32 protein-coding genes and 1 other RNA gene are annotated in these 25,866 nt (G+C 71.0%); 17 read left to right on the plus strand and 16 right to left on the minus strand.

The features are described 5' to 3' along the window. The first annotated feature begins 44 nt into the window (after positions 1–44). Positions 45–596 (plus strand): hypothetical protein, encoded by a 552-nt coding sequence (locus P2T37_RS11425; RefSeq protein ID WP_276234068.1) that lies wholly within the window; start codon positions 45–47, stop codon positions 594–596. 12 nt (positions 597–608) lie between these two features. Here the strand turns inward: P2T37_RS11425 and P2T37_RS11430 are convergent, their stop codons facing one another. From P2T37_RS11430 to P2T37_RS11460, 7 genes are all read right to left on the minus strand, one after another. Further along, positions 609–1,478, minus strand: a complete 870-nt coding sequence (locus P2T37_RS11430; protein ID WP_276234069.1) for a hypothetical protein — start codon at positions 1,476–1,478, stop codon at positions 609–611. 102 nt (positions 1,479–1,580) lie between these two features. Further along, positions 1,581–2,723 (minus strand): acyl-CoA dehydrogenase family protein, encoded by a 1,143-nt coding sequence (locus tag P2T37_RS11435; RefSeq protein ID WP_276234070.1) that lies wholly within the window; start codon positions 2,721–2,723, stop codon positions 1,581–1,583. A gap of 220 nt (positions 2,724–2,943) precedes the next feature. Further along, the gene (locus tag P2T37_RS11440) at positions 2,944–3,636 is read right to left on the minus strand and encodes a competence/damage-inducible protein A (RefSeq protein WP_276234071.1); all 693 of its coding nucleotides are present in this window, start codon (positions 3,634–3,636) and stop codon (positions 2,944–2,946) included. A gap of 46 nt (positions 3,637–3,682) precedes the next feature. After that, positions 3,683–4,543, minus strand: coding sequence for a DUF5803 family protein (locus tag P2T37_RS11445; RefSeq protein ID WP_276234072.1), 861 nt, complete (start codon positions 4,541–4,543; stop codon positions 3,683–3,685). Continuing rightward, the gene (locus P2T37_RS11450) at positions 4,540–5,211 is read right to left on the minus strand and encodes a DUF2110 family protein (protein ID WP_276234073.1); all 672 of its coding nucleotides are present in this window, start codon (positions 5,209–5,211) and stop codon (positions 4,540–4,542) included. Before P2T37_RS11450 ends, P2T37_RS11445 begins: the two co-directional genes overlap by 4 nt. Continuing rightward, complete coding sequence (locus tag P2T37_RS11455) at positions 5,211–5,747, minus strand: transcription factor (RefSeq protein ID WP_276234074.1); 537 nt, start codon at positions 5,745–5,747, stop codon at positions 5,211–5,213. Before P2T37_RS11455 ends, P2T37_RS11450 begins: the two co-directional genes overlap by 1 nt. A gap of 45 nt (positions 5,748–5,792) precedes the next feature. After that, a complete protein-coding gene (locus tag P2T37_RS11460; protein WP_276234075.1) occupies positions 5,793–6,335 on the minus strand; it encodes a tRNA (cytidine(56)-2'-O)-methyltransferase in 543 nt (180 codons plus the stop codon). 70 nt (positions 6,336–6,405) lie between these two features. Here P2T37_RS11460 and P2T37_RS11465 point away from each other — a divergent pair, with 70 nt between their 5' ends. Genes P2T37_RS11465 through P2T37_RS11475 form a run of 3 tightly spaced genes read left to right on the plus strand, consistent with a single transcriptional unit; the run spans position 6,406 to position 8,557 of the window. Continuing rightward, complete coding sequence (locus tag P2T37_RS11465; protein ID WP_276234076.1) at positions 6,406–7,347, plus strand: NAD-dependent epimerase/dehydratase family protein; 942 nt, start codon at positions 6,406–6,408, stop codon at positions 7,345–7,347. Positions 7,348–7,393: 46 nt separating this feature from the next. Then, on the plus strand, positions 7,394–8,116 hold the full coding sequence (locus P2T37_RS11470; RefSeq protein ID WP_276234077.1) for a DUF2797 domain-containing protein: 723 nt from the start codon (positions 7,394–7,396) through the stop codon (positions 8,114–8,116). 42 nt (positions 8,117–8,158) lie between these two features. Further along, on the plus strand, positions 8,159–8,557 hold the full coding sequence (locus tag P2T37_RS11475; protein WP_276234078.1) for a hypothetical protein: 399 nt from the start codon (positions 8,159–8,161) through the stop codon (positions 8,555–8,557). On the opposite strand, the gene P2T37_RS11480 is transcribed toward P2T37_RS11475, so the two are convergent. Together P2T37_RS11480 and P2T37_RS11485 are read right to left on the minus strand one after the other, a co-directional pair. Then, positions 8,558–9,661, minus strand: a complete 1,104-nt coding sequence (locus tag P2T37_RS11480; protein ID WP_276234079.1) for a glycosyltransferase — start codon at positions 9,659–9,661, stop codon at positions 8,558–8,560. It lies immediately after the preceding gene. 23 nt (positions 9,662–9,684) lie between these two features. After that, on the minus strand, positions 9,685–10,707 hold the full coding sequence (locus P2T37_RS11485) for a glycosyltransferase family 4 protein (RefSeq protein ID WP_276234080.1): 1,023 nt from the start codon (positions 10,705–10,707) through the stop codon (positions 9,685–9,687). 91 nt (positions 10,708–10,798) lie between these two features. On the opposite strand from P2T37_RS11485, the gene P2T37_RS11490 reads away from it, so the two are divergent. From P2T37_RS11490 to ffs, 4 genes are all read left to right on the plus strand, one after another. After that, on the plus strand, positions 10,799–11,074 hold the full coding sequence (locus P2T37_RS11490; RefSeq protein ID WP_276234081.1) for a ribonuclease P protein component 4: 276 nt from the start codon (positions 10,799–10,801) through the stop codon (positions 11,072–11,074). A gap of 39 nt (positions 11,075–11,113) precedes the next feature. Further along, positions 11,114–11,356 (plus strand): YhbY family RNA-binding protein, encoded by a 243-nt coding sequence (locus P2T37_RS11495; protein ID WP_276234083.1) that lies wholly within the window; start codon positions 11,114–11,116, stop codon positions 11,354–11,356. Then, the gene (locus P2T37_RS11500) at positions 11,356–12,282 is read left to right on the plus strand and encodes a mechanosensitive ion channel family protein (RefSeq protein WP_276234084.1); all 927 of its coding nucleotides are present in this window, start codon (positions 11,356–11,358) and stop codon (positions 12,280–12,282) included. The genes P2T37_RS11495 and P2T37_RS11500 overlap by 1 nt, the downstream gene beginning before the upstream one ends. 50 nt (positions 12,283–12,332) lie before the next feature. Then, an RNA gene (gene ffs / locus P2T37_RS11505) (signal recognition particle sRNA) lies at positions 12,333–12,646 on the plus strand. Between the two features lie 10 nt (positions 12,647–12,656). Here the strand turns inward: ffs and P2T37_RS11510 are convergent. Together P2T37_RS11510 and P2T37_RS11515 are read right to left on the minus strand one after the other, a co-directional pair. Then, entirely contained in the window at positions 12,657–13,277 is a 621-nt protein-coding gene (locus P2T37_RS11510) for a class I SAM-dependent methyltransferase (protein WP_276234085.1), read from the minus strand. 57 nt (positions 13,278–13,334) lie between these two features. Further along, positions 13,335–13,763 (minus strand): DUF7548 family protein, encoded by a 429-nt coding sequence (locus P2T37_RS11515; RefSeq protein ID WP_276234086.1) that lies wholly within the window; start codon positions 13,761–13,763, stop codon positions 13,335–13,337. 78 nt (positions 13,764–13,841) lie between these two features. On the opposite strand from P2T37_RS11515, the gene P2T37_RS11520 reads away from it, so the two are divergent. Genes P2T37_RS11520 through P2T37_RS11530 form a run of 3 tightly spaced genes read left to right on the plus strand, consistent with a single transcriptional unit; the run spans position 13,842 to position 16,103 of the window. Beyond that, positions 13,842–14,129: a DUF5798 family protein gene (locus P2T37_RS11520; RefSeq protein ID WP_276234087.1), complete on the plus strand. Its 288-nt coding sequence runs from the start codon at positions 13,842–13,844 to the stop codon at positions 14,127–14,129. Positions 14,130–14,178: 49 nt separating this feature from the next. Next, positions 14,179–15,159: a PLP-dependent cysteine synthase family protein gene (locus P2T37_RS11525; protein WP_276234088.1), complete on the plus strand. Its 981-nt coding sequence runs from the start codon at positions 14,179–14,181 to the stop codon at positions 15,157–15,159. A 32-nt stretch (positions 15,160–15,191) separates the two neighbouring features. Further along, a complete protein-coding gene (locus P2T37_RS11530; protein ID WP_276234089.1) occupies positions 15,192–16,103 on the plus strand; it encodes an alpha/beta fold hydrolase in 912 nt (303 codons plus the stop codon). A 1-nt stretch (position 16,104) separates the two neighbouring features. Here P2T37_RS11530 and P2T37_RS11535 read toward each other — a convergent pair whose 3' ends face one another. Continuing rightward, positions 16,105–16,374, minus strand: coding sequence for a DUF7111 family protein (locus P2T37_RS11535; protein ID WP_276234090.1), 270 nt, complete (start codon positions 16,372–16,374; stop codon positions 16,105–16,107). Positions 16,375–16,457: 83 nt separating this feature from the next. Between P2T37_RS11535 and P2T37_RS11540 the strand changes: the two genes are divergently transcribed. Together P2T37_RS11540 and P2T37_RS11545 are read left to right on the plus strand one after the other, a co-directional pair. Then, positions 16,458–17,933 carry an RAD55 family ATPase gene (locus tag P2T37_RS11540; RefSeq protein WP_276234091.1) on the plus strand — a complete coding sequence of 492 codons (1,476 nt, stop codon included), beginning with the start codon at positions 16,458–16,460 and terminating at the stop codon, positions 17,931–17,933. 34 nt (positions 17,934–17,967) lie between these two features. Beyond that, positions 17,968–18,249, plus strand: a complete 282-nt coding sequence (locus P2T37_RS11545; protein ID WP_276234092.1) for a PadR family transcriptional regulator — start codon at positions 17,968–17,970, stop codon at positions 18,247–18,249. On the opposite strand, the gene P2T37_RS11550 is transcribed toward P2T37_RS11545, so the two are convergent. The 3 genes from P2T37_RS11550 to P2T37_RS11560 form a co-directional block, all read right to left on the minus strand. After that, complete coding sequence (locus P2T37_RS11550; RefSeq protein WP_276234093.1) at positions 18,238–19,380, minus strand: acyl-CoA dehydrogenase; 1,143 nt, start codon at positions 19,378–19,380, stop codon at positions 18,238–18,240. The two genes, P2T37_RS11545 and P2T37_RS11550, sit on opposite strands and share 12 nt — an antisense overlap. Positions 19,381–19,533: 153 nt before the next feature. After that, positions 19,534–20,394 carry a 3-hydroxyacyl-CoA dehydrogenase family protein gene (locus P2T37_RS11555; protein ID WP_276234094.1) on the minus strand — a complete coding sequence of 287 codons (861 nt, stop codon included), beginning with the start codon at positions 20,392–20,394 and terminating at the stop codon, positions 19,534–19,536. A 45-nt stretch (positions 20,395–20,439) separates the two neighbouring features. Next, positions 20,440–21,339: an alpha/beta fold hydrolase gene (locus P2T37_RS11560; RefSeq protein ID WP_276234095.1), complete on the minus strand. Its 900-nt coding sequence runs from the start codon at positions 21,337–21,339 to the stop codon at positions 20,440–20,442. A gap of 87 nt (positions 21,340–21,426) precedes the next feature. Here P2T37_RS11560 and P2T37_RS11565 point away from each other — a divergent pair, with 87 nt between their 5' ends. From P2T37_RS11565 to P2T37_RS11580, 4 genes are all read left to right on the plus strand, one after another. Further along, the gene (locus tag P2T37_RS11565; protein ID WP_276234096.1) at positions 21,427–22,221 is read left to right on the plus strand and encodes a class I fructose-bisphosphate aldolase; all 795 of its coding nucleotides are present in this window, start codon (positions 21,427–21,429) and stop codon (positions 22,219–22,221) included. 1 nt (position 22,222) lies between these two features. Then, positions 22,223–23,056, plus strand: a complete 834-nt coding sequence (locus P2T37_RS11570; RefSeq protein ID WP_276234097.1) for a class 1 fructose-bisphosphatase — start codon at positions 22,223–22,225, stop codon at positions 23,054–23,056. A gap of 80 nt (positions 23,057–23,136) precedes the next feature. Further along, positions 23,137–23,604 carry a GNAT family N-acetyltransferase gene (locus tag P2T37_RS11575; RefSeq protein WP_276234098.1) on the plus strand — a complete coding sequence of 156 codons (468 nt, stop codon included), beginning with the start codon at positions 23,137–23,139 and terminating at the stop codon, positions 23,602–23,604. A gap of 75 nt (positions 23,605–23,679) precedes the next feature. Beyond that, positions 23,680–25,425 (plus strand): acyl-CoA carboxylase subunit beta, encoded by a 1,746-nt coding sequence (locus tag P2T37_RS11580; protein WP_276234099.1) that lies wholly within the window; start codon positions 23,680–23,682, stop codon positions 25,423–25,425. Here the strand turns inward: P2T37_RS11580 and P2T37_RS11585 are convergent. Beyond that, positions 25,422–25,844: a DoxX family membrane protein gene (locus tag P2T37_RS11585; protein ID WP_276234100.1), complete on the minus strand. Its 423-nt coding sequence runs from the start codon at positions 25,842–25,844 to the stop codon at positions 25,422–25,424. The two genes, P2T37_RS11580 and P2T37_RS11585, sit on opposite strands and share 4 nt — an antisense overlap. Between the last annotated feature and the right edge of the window lie 22 nt (positions 25,845–25,866).

Raw genomic sequence — 25,866 nt, forward strand, 5'->3', positions numbered from 1 at the left:
CGCTCGGCCGTGAGGTTCATGCGCCCCGGCACGGACGCCCGAGTATGGACCGCCGCCGCCACGCCGCGTGGACGCCCCGATACGGGACCGTCCGCGCGCTCGTGCTCTACGCCCTGCTCGTCGTCGTCGTCCTCCGCGGCGCGGCCCCGCTCCGCGAGACGCTCGTCGCCGTCGCCGGGGTCGACCCCGGCACCGCGGAGACTGTTCTCCTGGCGTTCCTCGTCGTCGTCGGCCTCGCCGTCGTGGCCGTCGAGGTGCGCCGGCAGGCCCGCGGCGAGCCGGAGTTCACCCTGAAGGCCGCGCGGCAGGCCTACCTCGAATCGCGCGTCCCGGCCCGGCCGATGTTCGGCGCGTACGTCCTGCTGCTCGTCGCGGGCACGTACGTCGCCCTGTTCGCCCGGGAGACGTTCTTCGCGCGCCTCGACAACGCCCTGCTCGTGGTGCGACGGGTCGCCGAGTCGGGCGACCCCGGCGCGTTCTCCGCCGACGCGCTCGCCTTCGGGGCGGCGTTCGTCGTCGCCGCCGTCACCGTCGCCCACGCCGCCGACCGCGTGCTCGTCGCCGCCCTCCGGCGGGTACTCGCGAGCCGTCGCTGACCCGTCCCCGTCTCAGTCCGTGCCGGGGAAGTGTTCGAACGACTCCAGCGCGATGTCGTAGCCGCCGGCCGTGCGCCGGACGACGTACTCGGTGGGGTATCGCCCGCCGTCGGTGAACCGCTCGGGCACGGGGAGGGGGGTGCGGTACTCGCCCTCGGCCAGCCCGTCGAGGTACGCCGTCGTCACCATCGGTTCCATGAAGATCACGTCGCCGGAGCCGTCGCCGTCGAAGTCGTACGCGCCGTAGATGAACACCGACCAGTCGGTCCGTCCCGGCGTGGGGAGGCTGACCGGGACGCTCACGAGGTGTTCACCCATCGCCGGCACGACGCCCCGGACGGGCGCGGAGGGGAACGGGGCGGGCAGGTCGTCGGCGTAGTAGGTGTCCGCCGGCAGCTGCTCGTCGGGTATCGTGTACGTGGCGACGCCCGGCGCGATGGTCGCTACCTCCGCGGCCCGCGGGAAGTAGAAGTGTACGTCGAAGTGCGGGTGGGTGTAGACGCCCTCCGGCTCGTGGCCGCCGGGGTTCCAGTCGAGGGTGGCGTGCGAGAAGTGACCCGTGTTGCCGCGCGGGAGGTCGAGCGCGTACTCGACCGTGTAGGGCACGTCGGCCGGAACGCCGGGGAACGGCCATCCCTCCGGCTCCTCGGGGAGGTTCGACAGCGCGTCCGCGGTCAGGTGGACGCCGATGGCGGACAGGCGGCCCCGCCCGGGACCCTCGTATTCGACGTAGGCGTGTGCGGAGCCGTCGCCCACGCTCTCGGGGTGTCCCTCCGCGCCGCCGCCGTGGGCGGCCGCCGTGCCCGCGAGCGTCGTCGCTGCGAGGCCCGCGCCCGCGTACTTCAGTGCGTCACGCCGCGATAGCCGATACGTCTCGGACATACCCGACCGGATGCCGAGGGCGGGCATAGCTATGGTTCCCTGCCGCCGAATCCCGGCGCGTGAGAACGGTTCGGAACCGTTCGATTCCCCCGAAACCGGGCGTTACAGCCCGAGTTCGCGCCCGACGACGAGGTGCTGTATCTCGGAGGTTCCCTCGCCGATCTCCATCAGCTTCGCGTCGCGGTAGAACCGCTGGGGCGCGAAGTCGGTCGTGTAGCCGTAGCCGCCGTGGACCTGCACGGCGTCCTCCGCGACCTCGCGGGAGATCTCCGAGGCGTCGAGCTTCGCCAGCGAGGAGATGCGCGTCACGTCCTCGCCCGCGTCGTACTGCGTCGCGGCCTTGTGGGTGAGCAGCCGCGCCCGCTCTATCTTCCGGTCCATGTCCACGACCATGTCGCGGACGGCGTCGAACTTCGAGATGGGCGAACCGAACTGCTCGCGCTCGGTCGCGTAGTCGCGCGCGGCCTCGAACGCGCCCTGTGCCAGCCCCGTCGACAGCGCCGCGATGGAGATGCGCCCGCCGTTGAGCGTCTTCTTCGTCTGCTCCCAGCCCTCGCCCTCCTCGCCGAGCAGGCGGTCCTCCGGCACGCGGAGGTCGTTGAACTGTATCTCGCAGGTGGGCGAGGCGTTCAGCCCCATCTTGTCCCACACCTCGATGACCTCGAAGCCGTCGTCCTCCTCGGGGTCCACGATGAACGTGGAGATGCCGCCGTAGCCCGCGCCGGGGTCCGTCACGGCCTTCACGAGGATCGACCCGGCGACGTTCGCGTTCGTGATGAACTGCTTCGTCCCGTTGATGACGTACTCGTCGCCGTCCTTCTCGGCCGTCGTGTCCATGTCGCTCGCGTCCGACCCCGACGAGGGCTCCGTGAGCGCCCACGCGCCGAGGTAGTCGCCCCGGGCCAGCGGCGTCGCCCACTCCTCCTTCTGGGCCTCCGTGCCGAACATCACGATGGGCATCAGCGACAGGGAGGTGTGGGCGACGTACGAGAGGCCCACGGAGCCGGAGACCCGGCCGAGTTCCTCCGCGACGAGCGCGTACATCAGGTAGTCGCCGCCCGCGCCGCCGTACGCCTCGGGGGCCGGCACGCCCATCAGGTCCAGCGCGGCGAGTTCGTCGAAGACCTCCGCGGGGAACCGATGCTCGTCCTCTATCTCCTGCGCGATGGGCGCGATTTCCGCCTCGCAGAAGTCGCGGACGGTGTCCCGTATCATCCGGTGTTCGCTCGGGAGGTCGAAGTCCATATCGGGGGATGCGACGGCGCGAGTATAAGCCGTTCGGGATATTCGCCGCAACCGAAACGCGCCGCGACGGCCGACTCCGAACCGATTAAGACCGCCCCGTTCGGAGCCCGGAGTATGAACGCACTCCTACAGGCGGGCGGGAACCCGGCCGTCATCGACGCCGCCGGCTGGCTCGTCGCGCTCGTCAGCGTCGCCATCACCGTCGGCTGGCTCTACCGGCTCACGAACTGACCGCGTCGGCGTTGTCGCGGAGCCACGCCGCGGCCGCCCGCACGGCCTCGGCGTCCTCGCTCTCCAGTTTCACCCGTACCGTCTCGCCCGGGTACGACCCGACCTTGACGCCGAACCGCTCGCGGAGCCGGTCGAACCGTTCGACGAGGGCGCTCTCGGGTTCGTCCACGACCACGCTCTCGACGTGGCGGACGGTTCCCTCGAAGCGGTCCGCGACCGCGTCGAACATCGCCTTCATCTCGGCCGGCACCCCCGGCAGGACGTACACGTTCTCCAGGGCACAGCCCGGGGCGACCCCGACGTCGTTGTGGAGGGGGTTGCTCCCGGCCGGGAGGTCGGCGGTGCCCGCCGCGAGGTCGTCGGCGCTGTAGCCGCCCTCCTCGGTGAGCCACGCCAGCGCCCGCTCGTCGGTTTCGAGTCCGCGGTCGAAGGCGGCCGCGACGCCGTCCATCGTCACGTCGTCGTGGGTCGGGCCGAGGCCGCCGGTGACGACGACGGCGTCGTAGCGGTCGGCGTGCTCGCGGACGACCTCGGCGATGTCGTCGACCCGGTCGGGGACCGTCGTGACCCGCTCGACGGTCGCGCCGCGGGCCGTGAGCCGCTCGCCGAGCCACGCGGCGTTCGTGTTCACCGTGTCGCCGGCGAGCAGTTCGTCGCCGACGGTGAGGATGGAGACGCGCATGGGCTTCGTTCGGCGGGCGGCGACTTCAGGCGTTCCCCTCCGGGGACTACCGCATCCCGGGCGGCGGGCCGTCGTCGCGGTCGTCGTCGCCGGTCTCCACGTCGAGGGCGACCTCCTCGCGCCGCCGGCGCGTCTCGCGCAGTTGGTAGACGAAGTACGCCGCGCCCCCGAGTGCCAGCGCCGTGCCGCCGACCGCGAGCGCGCCGAACAGCAGGAGGTCGCGCCCGAGGTAGTAGCGCACGACGAGGTTGCTCGCCGTCAGGCTCTCCCATCGGATACGGACGCGGCCGTCCACGAGTTCGCGCTCGGTCGCGCCGGGGCGCACCTGTCCGAGCAGGGGGACGCCGACCTCCGCGTTCTCGGGCAGCACCATCTCGTAGCTCCCGGCGACGTAGGCGGGCATCGCGACCTGCTTGCCGTTCTTCGGCGTCGTGACGCCGAGCTTTCCGGTGTCGTTCGCCGGCAGGCCGACGACGGTCCGCCGGCGCGTCCGGTCCACGGTCAGGAGGTCGGGGGCCGCGCGGCTCGTCCCGTTCGGGTAGGTGACGTACGCCGTCGCGTTGCCGTCGGCCTCTCGGAAGGCGACGTGCGTCCCGTTCGGGTAGCGGAACTGCACCGCCGACACCGTCTCCGGCTGTTCCGTCCCGAGGGTGTCGCGCGTGTATATCTCGACGGTCGGGTCCGTCGCGTTCAGCCGACCCGTGGTCCGGTTCGCCACGCGGTAGACGGCGGTGACGTTGTTCCGGTTCACCTCCAGATACGCGTCGGCCGACTCGTTCCACTCGTACGTCTCGCTGGCCGCGAGGTCCGAGGGGTTCGCCTGGCCGGGGCCGAGGAAGCCCGAACAGCCGGCGGTGACCGCGAGGAGGGCGAGCGCCGCGAAGCCGGCGAGGACCCGTCGGTTCATGGAACGACGCAGAGCATCTCCGCCGGCAGGTGGGGGCCGATGTCGGAGAGCAGGCCCGGCGGGTCGGTCTCCGGCTTGCAGACGACGCTCTGTTCGAGCAGCCCCAGCCGCTCGACGGTCACGATGTCGTCGGCGTGGCCGGCGCGGTTCACCGTCGCGCGCACCTCGGCGCGCGTCGCGGAGTTCACGTTGACGCGGCCGGTGTCGGCGCGCGTCCAGTCGTAGAGGCGGTCGCGTTCGGCGTCGGCCAGCCGCGCCGTGCCGTCCTCCTCGACGAACCGGAGCGGCGTGTGCTGGACCAGCCCGTAGCGGGTGCGTATCTGCGAGGGCGTGCCCTGTCCGAGGCCGAGGTCGTCGCGCTCGACCCGGACCGGTTCGCCCGCGTCGAGGACGACGCCGTCCTCGTCCCACGAGTCGAGGGTACCGACGTACGTCTCCCCCTCCTCCCGGTGGGGGGTGATGGCGCCCCACTCCTCCGCGAGGACGTTGCGCGCGGCGGGCGCGTCCTCGCCAGTCACGGTGATGGAGGGGAAACCGTCGTCGCGCAGGCCGGTGGTCCACTCCACGTCGAGCGCGCCGATGTCGTTCCCGACGAGCGAGTCGAGCGAGTCGAGCGCGCGCTCGCCCGCGTCGCCGCCGACGTACACCTTCGTCGCGAGGACGACCATCAGGCCTCGGCCTCTCGCTCGGCCGGTCGGTTCAGCTCGTCGCGCAGGTCGGCGATGCGCTCGTCCATCGCGTCCACGAGCCGCGCGTTGTCCATGTCCACGAGCTGTTCGCCGCAGTTGGGGCACTCGAAGCCGAAGTCCATCGCCTCGCCGAACTCGAAGCGGATGGAGTCGTTCTCGCAGAGGTAGAACTCGTTGTTCATCTCGTACTCGCGGCGCTCGGCCAGCGCGTCGAGCAGGCGGTGCATCTCCTCCTCCAGCTTCTCCGGGATGTTGTCGTACTCGAACGTCCACAGGTACGTGAGCCAGCCGGAGTCCTCGTCGCGGAGCCGGCGGTACGTGGCGAGGTCGTTCTCGTAGAGAATGAACAGCGCCCGCCGCACGTCGTTGAGTTCGAGCCCGAGGTCCTCCGCGAGCTCCTCGTCCGTTACCTCCCCGTCCGGGGGTGCCGCGGCCACGGGCATCCCGGTCGGGCCGACGAGCTCGTGGAGGTATTTCTGTATCACGGGGTCCTCCAGAAGTTCCTCGTACGCCATTACCCCATACCGGGTGAGGAAGCCGTTTAAAAGCCCCGGTCGGCGCTACTCCCCGTCGTCCGGCTCGACGACCTCCTTGCCCGTCGCCTTCGGCACGACGACCCGGTCGGCGTCCGTCCACTCGCGGTCGAGTTCGCGGCCCTCGAACAGCCGGTCCAGCACGACCGCCAGCCCCGCGATCTCGGAGTGGGGCTGGTTCGTCACGGCGACGTTGTGGTCGGCGTGTTCGTACACCTCGAACGGGACCTTCTCGCCCCCGACGACGACGAGCAGCGGCTCCTCGGCGTGGGCCGCGCGCAGGTCCGCCTCCACGTCCTGTACGGGGAGGCCGTACATCGTCAGGTGGGCGACGGTGCCGGGCCACTCGCGCACCAGCCGCTTCGGCGAGGCGTTGAGCTCCACGTCGAAGGGGCCGCCGAACCGGCCCGTGATGTCCTCGACCGTCTCCGCGGGGCCCGTGGCGTTGTCGGGGAACACGACGCGGTCCGCACCGAGCGCGCGCGCCGTGAGGCCGACGTGGGTCGTCATCCGGTCGTCGCGGCCGGGTCGGTGGGAGAGCCGACACACCGCGACCTCGTGGTCGTCCATACGCTCCCTCTCTCGTGCCGGCGTTTCCTGCTTTCGGAACGCCTACGTCGGCACGCTCGCCAGAGGGGCCATGGAGCTCTCCGAGAAGCGCGTGGTCGTGACCGGGGGCGCGGGCTTCGTCGGCTCGCACCTCGCCGAGCGGCTGGTCGCCGACAACGAGGTCGTCGTCGCCGACGACTTCCGCAACAGCCGCCGCGAGTGGGTCCCCGACGCGGCCGCGGTCGTCGAGGGCGACCTCACGGACCCCGAGGTCGTCGCCGAGGCCATCACCCCCGACACCGATATCGTCTTCCACCTCGCGGCGGACAAGGACGCCGCCGCGGACACCGTCGAGCAGTACCGCGTCAACAACACGCTGACCGAGAACGTCGTCGAGCGGATGGACGCGGTCGGGGTCGACAACGTCGCCTTCACCTCCTCCGGGACGGTGTACGGCGAGGCCCCGCGGCCGACGCCCGAGGACTACGCGCCGCTCGAACCCATCTCGGTGTACGGCGCCTCGAAGCTCGGCGAGGAGGGCCTGCTCTCCGTGTTCGCCCACAGCCACGACTTCACCGTCTGGACGTTCCGCTTCGCCAACATCGTCGGCCCCCGGGCCCAGCTCGGGGCGGTCGTCCCGGACTTCATCGCCAAGCTCGCCGACGACCCCGAGGAGCTGGAGATACTCGGCGACGGCCGCCAGGAGAAGTCGTATATGCACGTCGACGACTGCGTGGACGCGATGTGTCACGTCGTGGAACACGCCGACGCGCCGGTCAACACGTACAACCTCGGGACGCGGACGACGACGAGCGTGACGACCATCGCCGACATCGTCGCCGACGAGATGGGCCTCGACCCGGCGTACAGCTACACCGGCGGCGACCGCGGCTGGACGGGCGACGTGCCGCGGATGCGCCTCTCGGTGGAGAAGCTCTCCGCGCTCGGCTGGGAACCCCCGGAATCGAGCGACGACGCCGTCCGCCGGGCGACGCGCGCGCTCGTCGCCGAGCACGCGCCCGAGTACGCGTAGGCCGGCGGACCGACAGCGGTTTGCCGGGCGGCGCGAACGGAGGGGCGTGCAGGTCGTCGGCTACCGCCCCGCGCCCGACCCGGCCCTCCTCCTCGCCGACGGCGGGCCCGTGGAGCGGCTCGAACTCGAACCGGGCGCCGAACTCGCCTACGGGCTCGGCGCGCGGCGCTGTGCGGGCGCGATACGCAACGGCAACCACATCCCCTGCGACCGCGAGCGCGCGCCGAAGTGTTCGCGCCACGAGCGCGTCTTCGACGAGTCCACGCTCCGCGAGCGCGAGGGCGAACACGCCGTCTATCTCGCGGCGTTCGCGCCCGCGACGTTCAAGGTGGGTATCACGCGGCTCGACCGGCTGGAGACGCGCCTGCGCGAGCAGGGCGCGGACCGCGGCGCGCACGTCTTCACCGTCGCGGACGGCGACATCGCCCGCGACGTGGAGGAGGACCTCGGCCGGGACCTCGCCCAGCGCGTCCGCGTCGCGACCAAGCTCGACGGCTTCGGCCGCGACGTCGACGCCGGGGCGTGGAACGAACTGCTCGCCGAACACGAGCCCATCGAGACGTACGACCTCGACTACGGCTTCGCCCTCGACGCCGCGCCCGTCCCCGAGACGATGGCCGCCGGCACCGTGGTCGGTGTCCAGGGACGCGTCCTCCTGCTCGACCGCGACGACACGGTGTACGCCGTCGATATGCGCGACCTCGTGGGGTACGAACTCCGCGAGGGCGAGACGACGCGCGACCGGCAGGCCTCGCTCGGCTCCTTCTGAGCTTCCGGGAGCCTTTTCCGGCCCGCGACGGAACCCTGTCGCATGGCAGACGACGAGGAACGACCGGACGAGTCGGCCGACGAGGGAGACGCGGACGGCGAGAAGTCCTTCCGCGAGCGCGTCGAGGAGATCCGCCAGCAGCGCGCCGAGCGCGAGGAGGGCGAGGGCGACGAGCGCTCGCGCGAGGAGCGCATGGAGGAGATGATGGGCGGCGGCGGCCCCGGCGGCATGGGCGGCGGCGGCAACCCCTTCGCGCAGATGATGGGCGGCATGATGGGCGGCGGCGGCCCCGGCGGCGCGCTCGGCGGACAGCCGGGCGGCCGCGAGGGCGGCGGCTCCTCGAAGGCCGACGAGGAACTCGTCCGCGAGGTCCGCAAGGTCCGCGACGAGCTCCACGACATCCGGCGCGAACTGGAGCGTATCGGCGACGCGCTGGAGTAGTCAGACCACCTTCTCGTACACCGCGGCGAGCGTATCGACCGCGGCCTCCATCGCCACGTCCTCGCGAGTGGCGAGACACGACTCGCGCAGGCGCTCGCGCTCGTCGAGCGCCCGCTCGATGCCCGCCCGGAAGGCGTCGGTGTCGCCGCGCGGGTAGTGGTAGCCGGTCTCGCCCTCGACCACCGTCTCGGCGAGGGCACCCGCGTCCACGCCGACGACGGGCGTGCCGCAGGCGTTCGCCTCCAGCGCGACGAGGCCCTGCGTCTCGACGGGGCTGGGGAAGGCGAACACGTCGAGCGTCGCGTAGAAGGCGGGGAGCTCCTCGCGGTCGAGGAAGCCGAGGAAGCGCACGTCGGCGGCCATCCCCTCGGCGCGCGCTTCGAGTCCCGACCGGGCGGGGCCGTCGCCGCCGAAGACGACCGTCGCGTCCAGCCCCGTCGCGGCGTCGAGTATCGCGTCGAGGTCCTTCTCGTAGCCGTGTCTGCCGGTGTAGCCGACGAGCGGCCCCTCGGGCAGGCCGTGGCGCTCGCGGAACGCCGCGCGCTCGTCCTCGCCGACGGGGGCGAACCGCTCCGTATCGACGCCGTTGGGGACGACCTCGACGGGTGCCTCGACGCCCAGTTCGCGGAGGTGGTCGCGCGTCGGCGCCGAGGGGACGACCACCGCGTCCGCGCGGTTCAGGTACCAGCGCTCGTAGCGGCCGGCGACCGACTCTACGACGGAGGCGAGCGGCCCCTTCGCGAGGTAGTCGGCGTACTCCGCGGTCGGGGTGTGGTAGGAGGCGACGAGCGGGAGGTCGCGCTTGCGGGCGAGCCGTCGCGCCGCGAGGCCGAGCGAGAACGGGGTGTGGGCGTGGACGGCGTCGAGGTCGCCGAGCCCCGACGGGACGGTCGGGAGCCCGGCGTAGAACCCCTCGTAGAACGGGAAGGTAAGGCTCCGGACCGGGAACTCGCCCTCCCCGGGGTCGTGGGGGCTGTCCGGGTAGACGACCGGCATCCGGCCGCCGCGGCGCACCCAGCGGTCGCGCCACGACTCGACCGTGTAGGTGACGCCGTTGACCGTCGGGAGGAACGTGTCCGTGAAGGCGGCGACGGCCGGTGGCATGGGCGCGCTTCGGCGCTCCCCCGTTAATCGGTTGCGTTCTCCGTCAGGTCGCGGTAGAGGCCGACGAGCGACTCGCCTACGGTATCGAGGGTAAAATCCGCGGACTTCTCCCTCGCGTTCGCGCCGATACGCTCGCGCTCGTCGGGGTCGTCGAGGAGGTCGCGCAGCGCGGCCTCGAACCCCTCGACCGAGTCGGCCTTCCGGCACGTCTCGCCCTCCGCGAGCCACTCGTACGTGTCGATGGACCGGACGACGGGCGGCGCGCCGACGGACATCGCCTCCAGCAGCGCCATCCCCTCGTTCTCGTTGTGGGTCGGGAAGTAGAACACGTCGCCGGCGGCGAACGCGCCCGCGATGTCCTCGACGTAGCCCGTGAAGGTGCAGTTCTCGGGCGCGGACTCGACGAGCCGCTTCGAGGCGCTCGACTGGAGGAACTGCCCGAGGAAGCCGCCCGTCGGATTGAGGTAGCCGAACCAGACGAAGTCCGTGTCGGGCATCCGCCGGGCCGTCTCGACGAACGTCGCGAGCCCCTTCCGTTCGAGGACGTGCGCGACGTTGAACACGACCGGCGGGTCGAGGTCGTAGCGGTCGAGGTACTCCTGCCTGAGCGCGGGGTCGTCGTGCCCGGCGAGCTTCGCCGGGTCGAAGCCGTTCGATATCACCCGCGTCGGCGTGTCGGTGTACTCCGCGACGACCGCGCGGTTGTGCTCGGAGGGACAGACGAGCACGTCCGCGAGCGAGTAGGCGCGTTCGAGGTAGGGCCGCATCGGCTTCGCCAGGACGTTCGAGAACGCGAAGCTGTTCTCGAAGTCGGCGGCCGTCTGGTGGGTGTGCGCGACCACGGGGACGCCCGCCCGGCGGGCGCGGGCCGCGTAGTAGGTCGAGCGCGGCCCCATGTTGTTGAGGTGGAGCAGGTCCGCGGAGAGGTCCGGCTTCGTGGTGTACTCGATGCCGTGGTCGTCCATGACCCGGCGCTGGTTCCGCACCGACTGGGCCTGCCCGCCGGTGACGAACCGCTCCCACTCGAAGTAGTGGCTGACGCGCATCCGTTCGCCCGGACGGGGTCGGCCGGCGAGCATGAACCTGCCGGAACGCCGTCCGAAACCTACATCCCCGGCCGCCGCCACCTCGCGACCGATGGGAATCGCCGCAGAGCGCATCGACCGGCTCGACGAACTGGCCCGCGAGGCCGCCCGCGACGGCGACGCCGAGCGCGCGCGGTCGTACGTCCGGCGGGCGCGCCGCGTCGCGGAGCGGAACCGGCTGACGCTGCCGGTTCGGTTCCGGCGGTTCACCTGCGACGACTGCGACGGGTACCTCGTTCCGGGCCGGAACGCGCGGGTCCGCACCCGCGACGGCCACGTCGTCGTCGCCTGCGACTGCGGCGCGCACGCGCGCTACCCCTATCGGTAAGCGACAAGCTTCAAACCGGGGCCCGCCGAACGACGCGCTATGACAGACGACCTGCGCGCCCGCGCCCACGACGTGGACGCGACGCTTCGCATCGGGAAGGCCGGTATCGAGTCGGCCGCCGACGAACTCCGCACGCAGCTGAAGGAGCGCGAGCTGGTGAAGGTGAAGTTCCTCCGGTCGGCCCGCGGCGGGACGACGACGGAGGAGCTGGCCGAGGACCTCGCCGACCTCGTGAACGCCGAGCTGGTGGAGACGCGCGGCCACACGGCGGTGTTCCACTGATGTTCCTGCCGCTGCAGGCGGGGACGGACGCGACCGGCTTCGTCGCGGAGTTCCTGAACCGGGTCCTGGGCGGGACGGCCCTGGAGCCGCTCTCCCAGCCGCTCGCGCAGGCCATCGTCTTCGTCGTCGTCTTCGTCCTCATCTACCTTATCGGCCGCACCCTCCTGCGGCCGCTCACGGACCGCGCGCTCGACCGTCGCGAGCTCGACGCCCACGCCAAGCGCCCTATCAAGCGGCTGGTCGGGCTCGTCGTCGTCTTCGTCGCCGTCGCCGTGGCGTTCGGGCTGGCCGGCTTCGGCGACTTCCTCCAGTCGCTCGCGACCGTCGCCGCGGCCGCGACCCTCGCCATCGGCTTCGCGATGCAGGACGTGCTGAAGAACTTCGTCGCGGGGCTGTTCATCTACACGGACAAGCCGTTCCGCATCGGCGACTGGATCGAGTGGGACGGCAATCAGGGCATCGTCGAGGACATCTCGCTGCGCGTCTCCCGCGTGCGCACGTTCGACAACGAACTGCTCACGGTGCCGAACGGCCAGCTCACCGACGGCGTCATCAAGAACCCCGTCGCGAAGGACAAGCTCCGTCTGAAGTTCGTCTTCGGCATCGATTACGAGGACGACATCGACGAGGCCACCGAGATAATCGTCGAGGAGGCGGAGGCGCACGACGAGATACTCGACGACCCCGCGCCCTCGGTCCGGCTGACGGAGCTCGCGGACTCGTACGTCGGGCTCCAGTCGCGCATCTGGATCGCCCAGCCGTCGCGGGCCGACTTCGTCCGCACGCGCGGCGAGTACGTCACCGCCGTCAAGAAGCGGTTCGACGAGGCCGGCATCACCATCCCGTTCCCGCAGACGACCCTCTCGGGCCGGTCGGGGGCGGCGGACGCGATCCGGACGCGCCAGCTCGTCGAGGGCGACGACTGAGCCCGTTCCCGGCGACCCGAAAGGCCCTTATGGCACACCGGGATACGGTGAAGTGGACTAGGTCGGGCGGTTAGGCCCCGCTCGTCACCCGCGCTATGGTCTTCAGCGGGGACCGAATCCCGGTAGCGTCCGACCCGACCGGTTCGGGCCCCGGGAGCCAACGTAGAAACCTCGTCCCACGAGGGCAGCGGTCCGCGTACCGACCTCTGCAGGGAGGTCGCGGCGCGGTTAGTCGCGGGCACTCCGTCAGGCACGGAAGTGAGCAGCGGACCCGCGGACACCTGTCGCCCGTGGGGTCGCGGGGTGGAGGAGGCAACCGGGATTCCCCGAGTCGGAACGGCCGGGCAACGCCGGGCGTCCACCCATTCATTCCGTCATTCCTCGTCGAGCCGCGGTACCCGGAACGCCCGGAGCGTGTCGCGGCCCATGTCGCCGACGGCGACCTGTTCGAGCCCGCGACCCGCGAACACCTCGCGCCAGTCCCGGTGGTAGAGGGGTATCGTGTCGTTGACGCGCGTCACGTCGTCGCCGCTCCCGTCCATCGGCGTCTCGTTCTCCACCGTGACGAGGAGCGACCCGGCAACCCGAGCGACGTCGTCGAACACCGACGCGTCGGCCGGCGCGACGTGCTGGAGCGTCTCGACCGAGTAAACGACGTCGAACGCCCCCGCTCCGAGGTCCGCGAACGTCGCGACGAGGTCCGCGACGAGAAACTCTCCGGCCGCGGCGAGGTCGGGGTACGTCTCGCGGAGTTCGGCGATGGCCTCCGCGTTGATGTCGAGCCCCGTCAGGTCGGCGAACCCCTCGTCGTGGAGGTGGGCGAGGTGGCGGCCGACGTTACAGCCGACCTCCAGCACGGAGGCGTCGCGCCCGAGGCGCGCGGCGAGCAGGTCGGCGAGGGCCTCGCTCGTCGCGTCGGGCCCCTTGTGGGCGTAGTAGGTCGGCGAGAACTCGCCGTCGCGCCCGCGCCACGGCTCCGTGGAGTCGTCTGTCACTGCGAGTACGGAGCGGACGGGCGCGTAAACCCCCGTCGCTTGCCGGGCCGACGGCGGCTACAGCAGGCGGAGGACCCGCGCGTACCACGCGCCGGCCCCGGCGACGCCCGCGGCCGCGAGCGTGACGAGGAAGCGGTGGTACTCCAGGAAGACCGCGACGGGACCGTCGGCGGTGCCGAGCTGGAGCGCCACCGACGCGGGCACCGTCGCGGCCCACGCGAGACACACGGCGAGCGAGAAGCCGCCGAACACGAGGCCGGCCCCGGCGGCCAGCGGCGGGTCGGTGCGCTCCTCGCGGCCGGCCGCGAACACGATGACCCCGACGAGCGAGAACAGCCCGGCCGCGAGCGGGGTGATGGCCCCGGCGTCGTAGTAGGCGCTCACGGCGGAGCCGGGCGCGACGAGCAGGTAGGGAACGAGGAGGGCGACCACCACGAGCAGGCAGGCGGCGATGCCGGCGGTCGGCGCGGCGCGGACGTCGTCCATGTCGCGAACCCCGAACGGGCGACCCTTAACCGTGCCGAGAAGCGGAAGGGTCAGGGGGGTCCGGCTCCGGGAACCGGTATGGTCGGACTCGGCGACACGACGAAGAAGCTCCAGAAGCTCGCGGACACCGCTGAACAGCTGTTCGAGCGGATGAACGAGCTCCGCCAGCAGGTGCAGGAGACCCGCGAGCGGGTCAACGACACCCACGACAAGGTGGAGGAGCTGGCGGCCGAACAGGGCGAACAGCGCGCCATCGTCGAGGCGCTCGCGGAGGCGCAGGGCGTCGACGTGGACCAGGTGCTCACGGAGGCGGCCATCGAGGAGGCCGAACCCGCCATCGAGGAAGCCGAACCCTCCGACACGTAGCCGGGCCGAACCCGGGCCGCTTTAGTCGGGCGGCAACCTTTGCCGGCACATGACCACCCACCGGGAACCGCTCGACTCGGTGCTCGACACCGTCGGCGAGACGCCGCTCGTCCGGGTCCACGGCTCGCCCGACGCGGTCCCCGTTTACGCCAAGCTGGAGTCGTTCAACCCCGGCGCCTCGATAAAGGACCGCATCGGGAAGTACATGCTCGAAGCGATGCTCGACTCGGGCGAGTTGCCCGAGGGCGGAACCGTCGTGGAGCCGACGGCCGGCAACACGGGCATCGGCTTCGCCGTCGCCGCGCGCCAACTCGACATCCGGGCCGTCTTCGTCGTGCCCGAGCGCTTCTCGGTCGAGAAGCAGACGCTGATGCGCGCGCTCGGCGCGGACGTCATCAACACGCCCACCGACGCCGGGATGGGCGGGGCCATCGAGCGCGCCCGCGAACTCGCCGACGAACTCGACGACGCGGTCGTCCCCCAGCAGTTCTCGAACCCGCTGAACGCGGAGGCCCACTACGCCACCACGGGGCCGGAGATATACGACGCGCTCGACGGCGAGGTGGGCGCCGTCGTCGCCGGCTGTGGCACCGCGGGGACGCTCATGGGTATCGCGCGGTACGCCCGCGAGCAGCACCCCGACACCTACGTCTGTGCCGTCGAGCCGACCGGGTCGATGTACGCCGCGAAGTTCGGGAGCGACCCCGACGAGGGCGACTACAAGACGGAGGGCATCGGCACCCACGACCCCGCGACGAACGAACTGTTCGACCCGGACCTCGTGGACGAACTCCGGGCGGTCCCGGACGAGCGCGCCCACGAGGAACTGGGACGACTGGCCGCCGAGGAGGGCCACCTCGTCGCCTCGTCGGCGGGCGCGGCCTCGGTCGCGGCCCGCTCGGTCGCCGAGCGCGCGGCCGCGGGCGACATCGACCTCCCCCACGACTCGGTGGTCACGGTCTTTCCCGACTCCTCCGAGCGCTACCTCTCGAAGGGCATCTACCGCGAGTTCGAGGCGTGGGAGGGGTGACGCTTTTGCCCGCGCCGGCCCACGCCTGAGGCGTGAAACTCCGCTACGCCGCACTCGGTCTCGCCGGGGCCGTCGGGGGCCTCGCCGCCGCGAACGGCGGTCTGCGCGCCGACGGCTTCGAGCCGCCGCTCTCCCGCGAGCAGGACACCTACCGCTGGCGCGGCTTCGACGTGGCCTACACCGACCTCGGCGACCCCTCGGACCCGGACCTCGTCCTCCTCCACGGGCTGAACGCCGCCGGCTCCTCCCACGAGTTCCGGGAGATAGCGGAGGAACTCGCCGAGGAGTACCACGTCGTCGCGCCGGACCTGCCCGGCTTCGGCGGCTCCGACCGCCCGCCGCTGATGTACTCGGGGTCGCTGTACGTCGCCTTCGTGACCGACTTCCTGCGCGAGGCGGTCGACGACCCCGTCGTCGTCGCCTCGTCGCTGTCGGCCGCGTACGCGACGAAGGCCGCCGCCGAGGTTCCTGTCTCCGAACTGTTCCTCGTCGTTCCGACGGCGACGACGGTTCCGGGCCGGCGGACGTGGCTCCGCTCCGTACTCCGGTCGCCGGTCGTCGGCGAGGCGCTGTACAACGCCCTCACGTCGAAGCGCTCCATCCGGTGGTTCCTCGCGGACCACGGGTTCGCGCGCGAGGAGTCGATAACCGACGAGTGGGTCGACTACGACTGGAACACGGCCCACCAGCCGAACGCGCGGTTCGCGCCCGCGTCGTTCGTCGCGGGCTTCCTCGACCTCGACACCGACCTCGGCGCGGACCTCGCGGCGCTCGACTGCCCCGTAACTATCGTCTGGGGCGGCGAGGCGCGGATGCCCGACCCCGACACGGGGAGAGAACTCGCGGCGGCGGCGGACGCGCCGTTCGTCGGGATACCCGACACCGACCTGCTCCCCCACGCCGAGGAGCCGGCGGCGTTCCTCGACGCGTTCCGGGAGCGGTAGGCTACATCCCCATGTCGGCGGCGTCCTCCGGCACGGGGAGGTCGTGCGGCGAGACGCCGAGCAGTTCCGCGGCGTGGTCGAGCGCCATGTCGAAGCCGTAGTACCGCTCCAGTTCGTCGCCGTCCGCGGTCGGCCGCACCTTCAACATGGCGTACCCCTCGATGTTCTGTGCGACCGCGGCGGTCGCGCCGTCGCGCTCGAACACCAGCAGTCGCTCGTCGTCCGTCTCGGTGTACTCGGCGGTGACGCCGTCGGCCTCGGCGGTGCTCATGGGTTCCCTTGGAACCGACGGTAATCGAACCCTGCGGTTCCGGTGCGGGTACGCTTATCACGGTTCGCTCGGAGAGACGAACAATGACGCAGGGCGATAGATTGCCGACGGGGGACGCCGTCGTCGACCGGATGCTGCGGGGCGGCATTCCCGAGGGACGCGCGGTGCTCGTTCGGGGGGGCCCGGGAACCGGGAAGACGACGTTCGCGATGCAGTTCCTCCAGGAGGGTATCGCGACGGGCGAACGGTGTCTGTTCGTCTCCACCGAACAGACCCGCGAGGAGCTACGCGACTCCTTCGCGGGCTACGAGTTCGACCTCGACCACGAGCTGCTGGGCGTGACGACGCTCCACCCCTCCCCCTCGGGAACGGGCGACGGGGACAGCCTCACGCTCCGCACGCTGGAGGGCGGCAACACGGTCGACGACCGCGAGATACCGTTCACGACCGAGAACGTCGCGCGGTACTTCGAGAGCGCGCGCGGCTGCGACCGGCTGGTGCTCGACTCCGTCTCCGCGCTCCGCGCGGTGACCGACGACGGCGAACTGTTCCGCCGGCAGCTGCTCGAACTCATCCGGGTGTTCTCCGACCAGTTGGGCGCGACGACGCTGTTCACCGCCGAGAACAACGACGGGCACGACCCGCTCTCCTTTACGACCCACGGGGTCATCGGGCTGCGGCGCGAGCGCATCGACGACGACCCGCACCGGTTCCTCGAGGTCGAGAAGATGCGGGGCGTGGACCACGACCGCCGCACCGTCGAGTACACGCTCGAACCGACCGGCATCGAGGCGGGACCGGTGCGCCGCTCCCAGCCGCCGGAGCTCAAGACGCACAAGCACACGAGCATCGGCATCGACGGGCTGGACGCGCTGTGCGGGGGCGGGCTCGCCACCGGCGCGGGCGTCCTGCTCGAACACGACGGGCACGCGAACCTGACGGCGCTGTTCGGCGCGCTGCTGTCGCGGGCCGTCGAGCGCGACTCGACGCTCGTGCTCTCGCCGACCATCCGGATGCGACCCTCCTCCGTGCGCACGATACTGGAGGGGCACGACGTGTCGCTCGACGACCTGCTGGAGCGGGACCGGCTGTTCGTCATCGACATGATCGGCGCGTGGGACGGGAGCCGCGAGAACGTGTACGCCGACTGCCACACCGCCGACGCGGTGGCCGCGGCGTACGACGACATCGCGCGCCGCGCGGGCGACGCGCCCCGCTTCTCGCTCGTCAACGCCGACGCGATGGTGAACACGCTCGGCCCGGAGGAGGCGCGCGCCTCCCGCTACGCGCTCGAATCGGACTGGCTCCGCCCGGAGGACCTGCTCGTCCACATCCAGAACCCGAAGGAGACCTCCGAGCAGATGAACGGCTTCTACACCAACGCGGCCGAACAGATACTCCGGACGTGGGTGACCGACGCCGGCCTCCAGTACGTCTCGCTGCGGAAGTCGCCGTGCGGCTTCGTCGGCACCACCTCGCTCGTGGAGTACACGACCGAGCCGCCGTACCTGACGGTCCAGGAGCCGCCGGAGGAGCGGGAGAACCCCTACGCGGAATAGCAACGCCTTCGGCGCGGCCCCCGCTCGTCGGGGTATGGAGTGGTTCGCGAGCGGGATGCGCCGCGACGTCTGCCTGCTGTTGTACGGCGAGGAGCGGAAGGTACAGAAGCTCAAGACCGCGCTCGGGCGACGGTACGACCGCCGCGTGCGCCCGAAACAGTTCGACGGCGCGATACGGGCGCTGGAGGAGGCGGGCCACGTCGAGCGCCGCACCGAGGGCATCGCGGACGTGCTCGCGCTCACCGAGCGCGGAGAGCGGGGGGTCGAGACGCAGTACGAGTTCTTCCGCGAACGGGTCGCCGGCTCAGGCGAGTAGCTCGTTCGCGATGGTGTTGCGCAGCACCTCGCTGGTCCCCTCGTATATCTCGTTGAGCTTCGCGTCGCGGTAGAACCGCTCGGCGGGGAAGTCCTTCGTGTAGCCGTAGCCGCCGTGGATCTGGATGCCCTCGTTCGCCACCTCGCGGGAGACCTCCGAGGCGCGGAGCTTCGCCTGCGCGGCCTCCTTGACGTAGTTCTCGCCGCGCATCTTCCGGTCGGCGGCGTCGTGCATCAGCAGGCGGGCCGCCCGCGTCTTCGTGTCCATGTCCGCCAGCTTGTGCTGGATGGCCTGGAACTCCGAGATGGGGTTGCCGAACTGCTCGCGGTCCTGTGCGTACGCCGTCGCCTCGTCGAGCGCGGCCTGCGCGATGCCGACCGAGCGGGCCGCGATGGTGATGCGCCCGCCGTTGAGCGTCTTCAGCGCGTGGACGAAGCCCGCGCCCTCCTCGTCGAGCAGGCGCTCCTCCGGGATCCACATGTCGTCGAAGCGGAGTTCGGCGGTGGGACAGCCCTTGTCGCCGAGCTTGTCCTCCGTCCCCTCCACGATGAAGCCGTCGTCCTCCTCCGGACGGACGATGAACGAGGAGATGCCCTTGTTGCCGGCCTCGGGGTCGGTCTTGGCGAACAGCGTCACGGTGTCCGCGACGGAGCCGTTCGATATCCAGAGCTTGTTCCCGTCAACACGGTAGCCGTCGCCGTCCTTCTCGGCGGTCGTCCCCATCGCCGGCACGTCGGAGCCGGCCTGCGGCTCCGAGAGCGCGAACGCGCCGATGTCGCTCCCCTCGGCGAGCGGGGTGAGGTACTCCTCCTTCTGGGCCTCGCTCCCGAACTCGTACACCATGTTGCCCGCCAGCGAGATGTGCGCGGCGACGATGGTGCCGAGGCCGCCCGACCCGCGGCTTATCTCCTCTAACGCCATCGGGTAGGCGTGGTAGTCGAGCCCCGCGCCGCCGTACTCCTCCGGGAACGGCATCCCCATCAGGCCGAGGTCGGCGAGTTCGCCCACGAGGTCGGCCGGGAACTCGTCCTCCTTGTCGATCTCCGCGGCGCGGGGGACGACCTCCTCGTCCACGAACTCCGCGACCATCTCCTTGATCTGTTTCTGTTCGGGCGTGAGGCTCAGGTCCATACTGCAGCCTTCGACGCGCCGTACTTGGCCCTTTCGAGGCCGTCGAGCCCCGTTCTAAGCCAGAAAACACATACCCCCCGCGTGAGTACCCTCGGGTGACGGCGGACACGGGTAGGGGTACACGGCGTCCGCCCGGGCCGATTCTTTCGCGCGCTACTCGTACTCGTAGAAGCCTCGCCCGGTCTTCTTCCCGAGGTCGCCCGCGTCCACCTTCCGGCGGAGCAGGTACGCCGGCTTGTAGCGGTCGCCCAGCTCCTCGTGGAGCGTCTCGGAGGCGTCGAGACAGATGTCGAGGCCGATGTGGTCGGCGAGTTCGAGCGGCCCCATCGGGACGTTCGTGCCGAGCGTCATCCCGCGGTCGATGTCCTCCTTCGCGGCGACGCCCTCGTCGAACGCGCGCACGCCCTCGTTTATCCACGGCATGAGGATGCGGTTGGTGACGAAGCCGGGCTTGTCGTCGGACTCCCACGTCTCCTTGCCCAGCGCCTCGGAGAACCCGTGTGCGAGCTCGGTCGCCCCGTCGCTCGTGTGCTCGCCCGTCACCACCTCGACGCCCTTCATCACGGGCACGGGGTTCATGAAGTGGAGGCCGACGACGAGGTCGGGCCGCTCCGTCGCGGCCGCGATGGTCGTGATGGAGAGCGTCGAGGTGTTCGTCGCCAGCACGACGTCCTCGTCCGTCACCTCGTCGAGGTCCGCGAAGATATCGCGCTTGATGTCCATCTTCTCGACCGCGGCCTCGACGACGAGGTCGCAGTCCCCGAGGTCGGCGAGGTCCGTCGTCCCCGCGATGCGGTCCAGCGCGTCGGCCTTCTCCGCCTCGGTCATCTCCTCCTTGCGGACGAACCGCGACAGCGAGTCGTCGATGGCATCGAGGCCCTTCTCGACGAACTCCGTCTCGATGTCGCGCATCACCACGTCGTAGCCGGCCGCCGCGGCGACCTGCGCGATGCCGTTGCCCATCGTGCCCGCGCCGACGACGCCCACCCGCTCTACCTCGTCCAGTTCGCGCATGGTCCCCGTTCGACGCGGCGGGTCGTAAAGACTGCCGAACGCGACTCAGGGCTCGACCCGGTCGTGGAACGCGGCGACCCGGTCGAACAGCGCCCCGCGCCGGCGCTCGACGGCGAGGAAGTGCGACCCGCCCGCGAGTTCGGCGTACTCGCGGTCGTCGCTCCCGAGCGCGTCGTAGAGGCCGAGCGCGTCCGCCCGGGTCGCGGTGCGGTCGAGCGACCCCCGGACGACGAGCGCCGGCGCCGTCACCGCACCGGCGTCGTAGGCGCGCTCGCCCCGCGCCGCGGCGGTCAGGTCCGCGAGCGTGCCGTTCGGGGCCGCTATGCTGTCCGGGCCGACGCCCTGTCCCTCGTGGAGCGTCTCCCAGAACGCGTCGAACGCGCCGGGGTCCCGGTAGTCGTCCGGTTCCGATTCCCCGAAGTGCGCGTCCCACCGCTCGCGGGTTTCCTCGCGCGTCGCCTCCCGCTTCGGGGCCGGCGGGTCGCCGGGGTCGAAGGCCGAGACGCGTTCCGGGTCGGGTCGGTACACGGGTGCGTAGAGGACCACGGAATCGACCGACACGCCGCGTTCGAGCGCGACGCCGGCTATCATCGACCCCCACGAGTAACCGACGAGGTGGACGACCTCGTGGCGCTTCCGCACGAAGTCGAGCGCGGCCGCGAGGTCGCCGGCCGCCTCCGGGGCGCGTACCGGGGGGTCGCCGCCGGGCGGGTCGTCCATCGCGGCGGGCCGGTCGCTGTCGCCGTACCCACGCACGTCGAGCGCGTAGGCCGCGCGACCCGCGTCCGCGACCGCGGCGAGCCACGAGCGGTCGGGGGTGTCGAACGCCGGGCGCGCGCCGAACGTCGCGCCGTGGACGAACACGACGGCGGTGTCGCCCGCGCCCGCGGCGTGGAGCGCGAGGCCGGTACCGTCGGGTGCCGCGAGCCGATGGGTCGTGGACATACCCGTTCCCGACGCCCGCACGACATAGTTCCCCGCGCCGCGTGGGGCATCAGTAGCTTCTTTGTCGCCCTGACTGGAGTGGCGCGTATGCGACCCTTCGACGACACGCCGCTCGCCCGCGACGGCAAGGTACTCATCCTCGCGTACGACCACGGCCTCGAACACGGCCCGGTGGACTTCGAGGGACTGGCCGGGAGCGAGGACCCCGCCCGGACCTTCGAGGCGGCTACCCACCCCGCGGTCACCTCCCTCGCGGTCCAGAAGGGGCCGGCGGAGGCGTACTACCCCTCCTACGAGGACGACGTGGACCTGCTCCTGAAGCTCAACGGCACGTCGAACCTCTGGATGGGCGAACCGGACTCGGCGGTTAACTGCACGGTCGACTACGCCCACGATATCGGCGCGTCGTCGGTCGGGTTCACCGTCTACGGCGGCTCGAACCACGAGATAGAGATGGTCGAGGAGTTCCGCGACGCACAGGAGGCCGCCCGCGCCCGCGACCTCCCCGTCGTGATGTGGTCGTACCCGCGCGGCCAGGGGCTGAAGAACGACACCGCGCCGGACACCATCGCGTACGCGGCGCGACAGGCGCTCGAACTCGGCGCGGACGTGGCGAAGGTGAAGTACCCCGGCTCGCGCGAGGCGATGGAACACGCCGTCTCGATGGCCGGGCGCACGAAGGTCGTCATGTCCGGCGGCTCGAAGACCACCGACCGGGAGTTCCTCTCCTCGGTGAAGGACGTCATCGACGCGGGCGGCGCCGGCCTCGCCGTCGGCCGCAACGTCTGGCAGCGCGAGGACCCGACGCGCATCCTCGACGCGCTCGAAGCCGTCATCTTCGACGAGACGACGGTGGACGAAGCGCTCGCTCGCGCCGAGTAGCATGGTCGGGGAGATACTCGACGCCGTCGCCCGCACCGCGCCCGAGGTCCGCGCCGGCCTGCCGGGGCGGCGCGCCTACGGCGACGAGGAGAACCCCTCCGGCGAGCGCCGCCTCGCGGCCGACGAGTACGCCGACTCCCTCCTCGAGGAACGCCTGCTGGCGCTCGACTCGGTCGGGAGCTACGCCAGCGAGGAGCAGTCGGGGGTCGTCGACGACGACGGGGAGTACCACGTCGCCTGCGACCCGCTCGACGGCTCCTCGAACCTCAAGTCGAACAACGCGATGGGCACTATCGTCGGCGTGTACGACGAACCGCTCCCCGCCGGCGGCCGGAGCCTCGTCGCCAGCGCGTTCGTCCTGTTCGGTCCCATCACGACGATGACCGTCGCCCGCGACGGGACGGTGACCGAATATCTCCTCGAGGACGGCGAGCGCACCGCGGTCACCGAGGACCTCGCGCTCCCCGACGACCCCGTTGTCTACGGCTTCGGCGGGCGCGTCCCGGACTGGCCCGCCGACTTCGCGGGCTACGTCGAGTCCGTCGAGCAGGAGCTGAAACTCCGCTACGGCGGCGCGATGATAGCCGACGTGAACCAGGTGCTCACCTACGGGGGAATCTTCGCCTACCCGGCGCTCGACTCCGCGCCCGCGGGCAAACTCCGGCTCCAGTTCGAGGGGAACCCCATCGCGCACATCGTTGAGACGGCCGGCGGCGCGTCCTCGGACGGCGAGCGGTCGCTCCTCGACGTGGAACCGACGGACCTCCATCAGCGGGTCCCGGTCCACGTCGGGAACGAGTCGCTTATCGACCGGCTCGAAGCCGCGCTGTCGTAGGCCGGTCCGCGCGTCGCGTTTCACGTCACTTTCTCCCATACGGACGGAGGGCTGAAACCCCGCCGCGCCGAGCGACCGACATGGACCTCGTCGAAGCCACGGCCGACGACCTCGACGCGCTCGCCGAGCGCTGGTACGCGCTCGCGACGGCGATGGAGGGCCACTCCGACCTGAACGAACTGGCCTACGCGGACGCGGACGAGGTGCCGGTCGACGGTTTCCGCGCACACCTCGACGACGACTCGGTTACGGACTACCTCGTCCGCGAGGACGGCGGGACCGTCGGGTTCGTCACGCTCTCGGAGGGCACCCATCCCTCGCGGGAGTACTCGCGGTACCTCCGGGTCGTGAACCTCGCCATCGACGAGGGGCACCGGAACCGGGGCCTCGGTGCGGCGGTGCTGGACCGCGTTCGGGAACTGGCCCGCGAACGGGGCTGTGACCACCTGAAGGTGTCCTGCGAGTGGGGCAACGAGGGCGCGCGCCGGTTCTACCGCGAGGCGGGGTTCGAGCCGAAGCAGGTGGACTTCGCGACGCCGCTGGAGTGAATCCCCCCTCGCGGGCGGCTCACGACAATACTTGCGAACGGAAACCGATTAGTCGCGGGCGGGGGCAGAACGGGTATGGACGTCACTATCGGGGCCGACGCGACCGAGGAGGAGGCCTCGGCCATCGCCAGCGCGCTGTCGGAACACACCGACGACGACGAGATACGCGTCTTCGTCGGGGACAGCGACGAGCCCGTCCTCGTGCGCGAGGTGGACCTCACCGCGCCCATCGAGGACGACCTCGGGCCGACGGAGCGCGAGGAACGGCTCCGCGAGGAGATCGCCGACATCGAGGCGGGCGGCCCGTCGAAGTACAAGGAGCGCCTGTCGGAACAGGGGAAGCTGTTCGTCCGCGACCGGCTGGACCTGTGGTTCGGCGACGACGTCCACTTCGAGGACGGGAAGTTCGCCCACTTCGACGCGTGGCACGGGAACAGTCCCGAGGTCGAGGAGGCCGAGGAGTCCGACCGCGTGCCGGCCGACGGCCTGCTCACGGGCGCGGCGGAGTTCGAGGGGCGCGACCTCCACTTCATGGCGAACGACTTCACGGTGAAGGCCGGGTCGATGGCCGGCCGCGGCGTCGAGAAGTTCCTCCGGATGCAACAGCGCGCGCTCAAGACGGGCAAGCCGGTCCTCTACCTGATGGACTCCTCGGGCGGGCGCATCGACCAGCAGACGGGCTTCTTCGCCAATAGGGAAGGAATCGGGAAGTACTACTACAACCACTCGATGCTCTCCGGGCGCGTCCCGCAGATATGCGTCCTCTACGGGCCGTGTATCGCCGGCGCGGCGTACACCCCGGTGTTCGCCGACTTCACCGTCATGGTCGAGGGGATGAGCGCGATGGCCATCGCCTCCCCGCGGATGGTGAAGATGGTCACGGGCGAGGACATCGACATGCAGGACCTCGGCGGCCCGGAGATACACGCGAAGTACTCCTCCAGCGCGGACCTCGTGGCCCGAGACGAGGAGCACGCTCGCGAACTCGTCTCCCAGCTCGTCACCTACCTGCCGGACAACAGCGACGAGGACCCGCCGATGTCGAAGCCGAAGGCCCCGCGCAAGGACCCGAAGGGCATCGACGCCGTCGTCCCCGAGGCCCCGAACGAGCCGTACGACATGGAGCGGGTCATCGAGCGCGTGGTCGACCACGGCTCGTACTTCGAGCTCCAGCCGGAGTTCGGCAAGGAGATCATCACCGCGTTCGCCCGCGTGGACGGCCGCCCGGTCGGCATCGTGGCGAACCAGCCGAACGAGCGCGCGGGCGCCATCTTCCCCGACGCCGCGGAGAAGGCCGCCGGCTTCGTCTGGAAGTGCGACGCCTACGACATCCCGCTCCTCTACCTCTGTGACACGCCCGGCTTCATGGCCGGGTCGTCGGTGGAGAAGGAGGGTATCCTGGAGAAGGGGAAGAAGATGATCTACGCCACCTCCGAGGCCACCGTCCCCAAGCAGTCCGTCATCGTCCGGAAGGCGTACGGTGCGGGCATCTACGCCATGTCGGGGCCGGCCTACGACCCGGAAGCCACCCTCGGCCTCCCGTCCGGGGAAATCGGCATCATGGGTCCCGAAGCCGCCATCAACGCCGTGTACGCGAACAAGCTGAACGACATCGACGACCCCGAGGAGCGCGCCGAGACGGAGGAGCGCCTGCGCGAGGAGTACCGCCGCGACATCGACGTCCACCGGATGGCGAGCGAGGTCGTCATCGACGAGATAATCCCGCCGTCCGAACTCCGCGAGGAACTCGCGGCGCGGTTCGCGTTCTACGAGGACGTCGAGAAGGACCGTCCCTCGAAGAAACACGGCACCGTCTTCTAGCGGCGGAGCGCGCCCACCGTCACGGCCCACGCCAGCCCCGCGAGGCCCACGTCGCGCGCGAGCACGTCCCCGAACAGCCCCGCTGTCGCCCAGACTGCGGCGAGGTAGAGACACGTCGCCGAGAGCGAGACGGCCGCGACGAACGCCGCGAACGCGGTGTAGCGGTCCACGAGCAGGGCGACGCCGAACGCGACCTCGAGCCAGCCGTTCGCGAGCATGAACGTCGTCGGCGAGACGACGAGGAACGGTTCGAGCCAGTCCACGACGTAGAGGGTCCAGGCGGCGGGGTCGAGCAGTTTGTGGACGCCCGCGAGCAGTACCATCCCGCCGAGGCCGACGCGCGCGAACACGCCCGGCCGCGGCGCGCGCTCCGCCGTCCGCCGCGCCGCGTCCGTCACGCGCCCCCGTGTCGTGGTCATGGCGGGGGTAGGCGAGGCCCCG

It is taken from the genome of Halosegnis marinus (genome assembly GCF_029338355.1).
Taxonomy (GTDB): domain Archaea; phylum Halobacteriota; class Halobacteria; order Halobacteriales; family Haloarculaceae; genus Halosegnis; species Halosegnis marinus.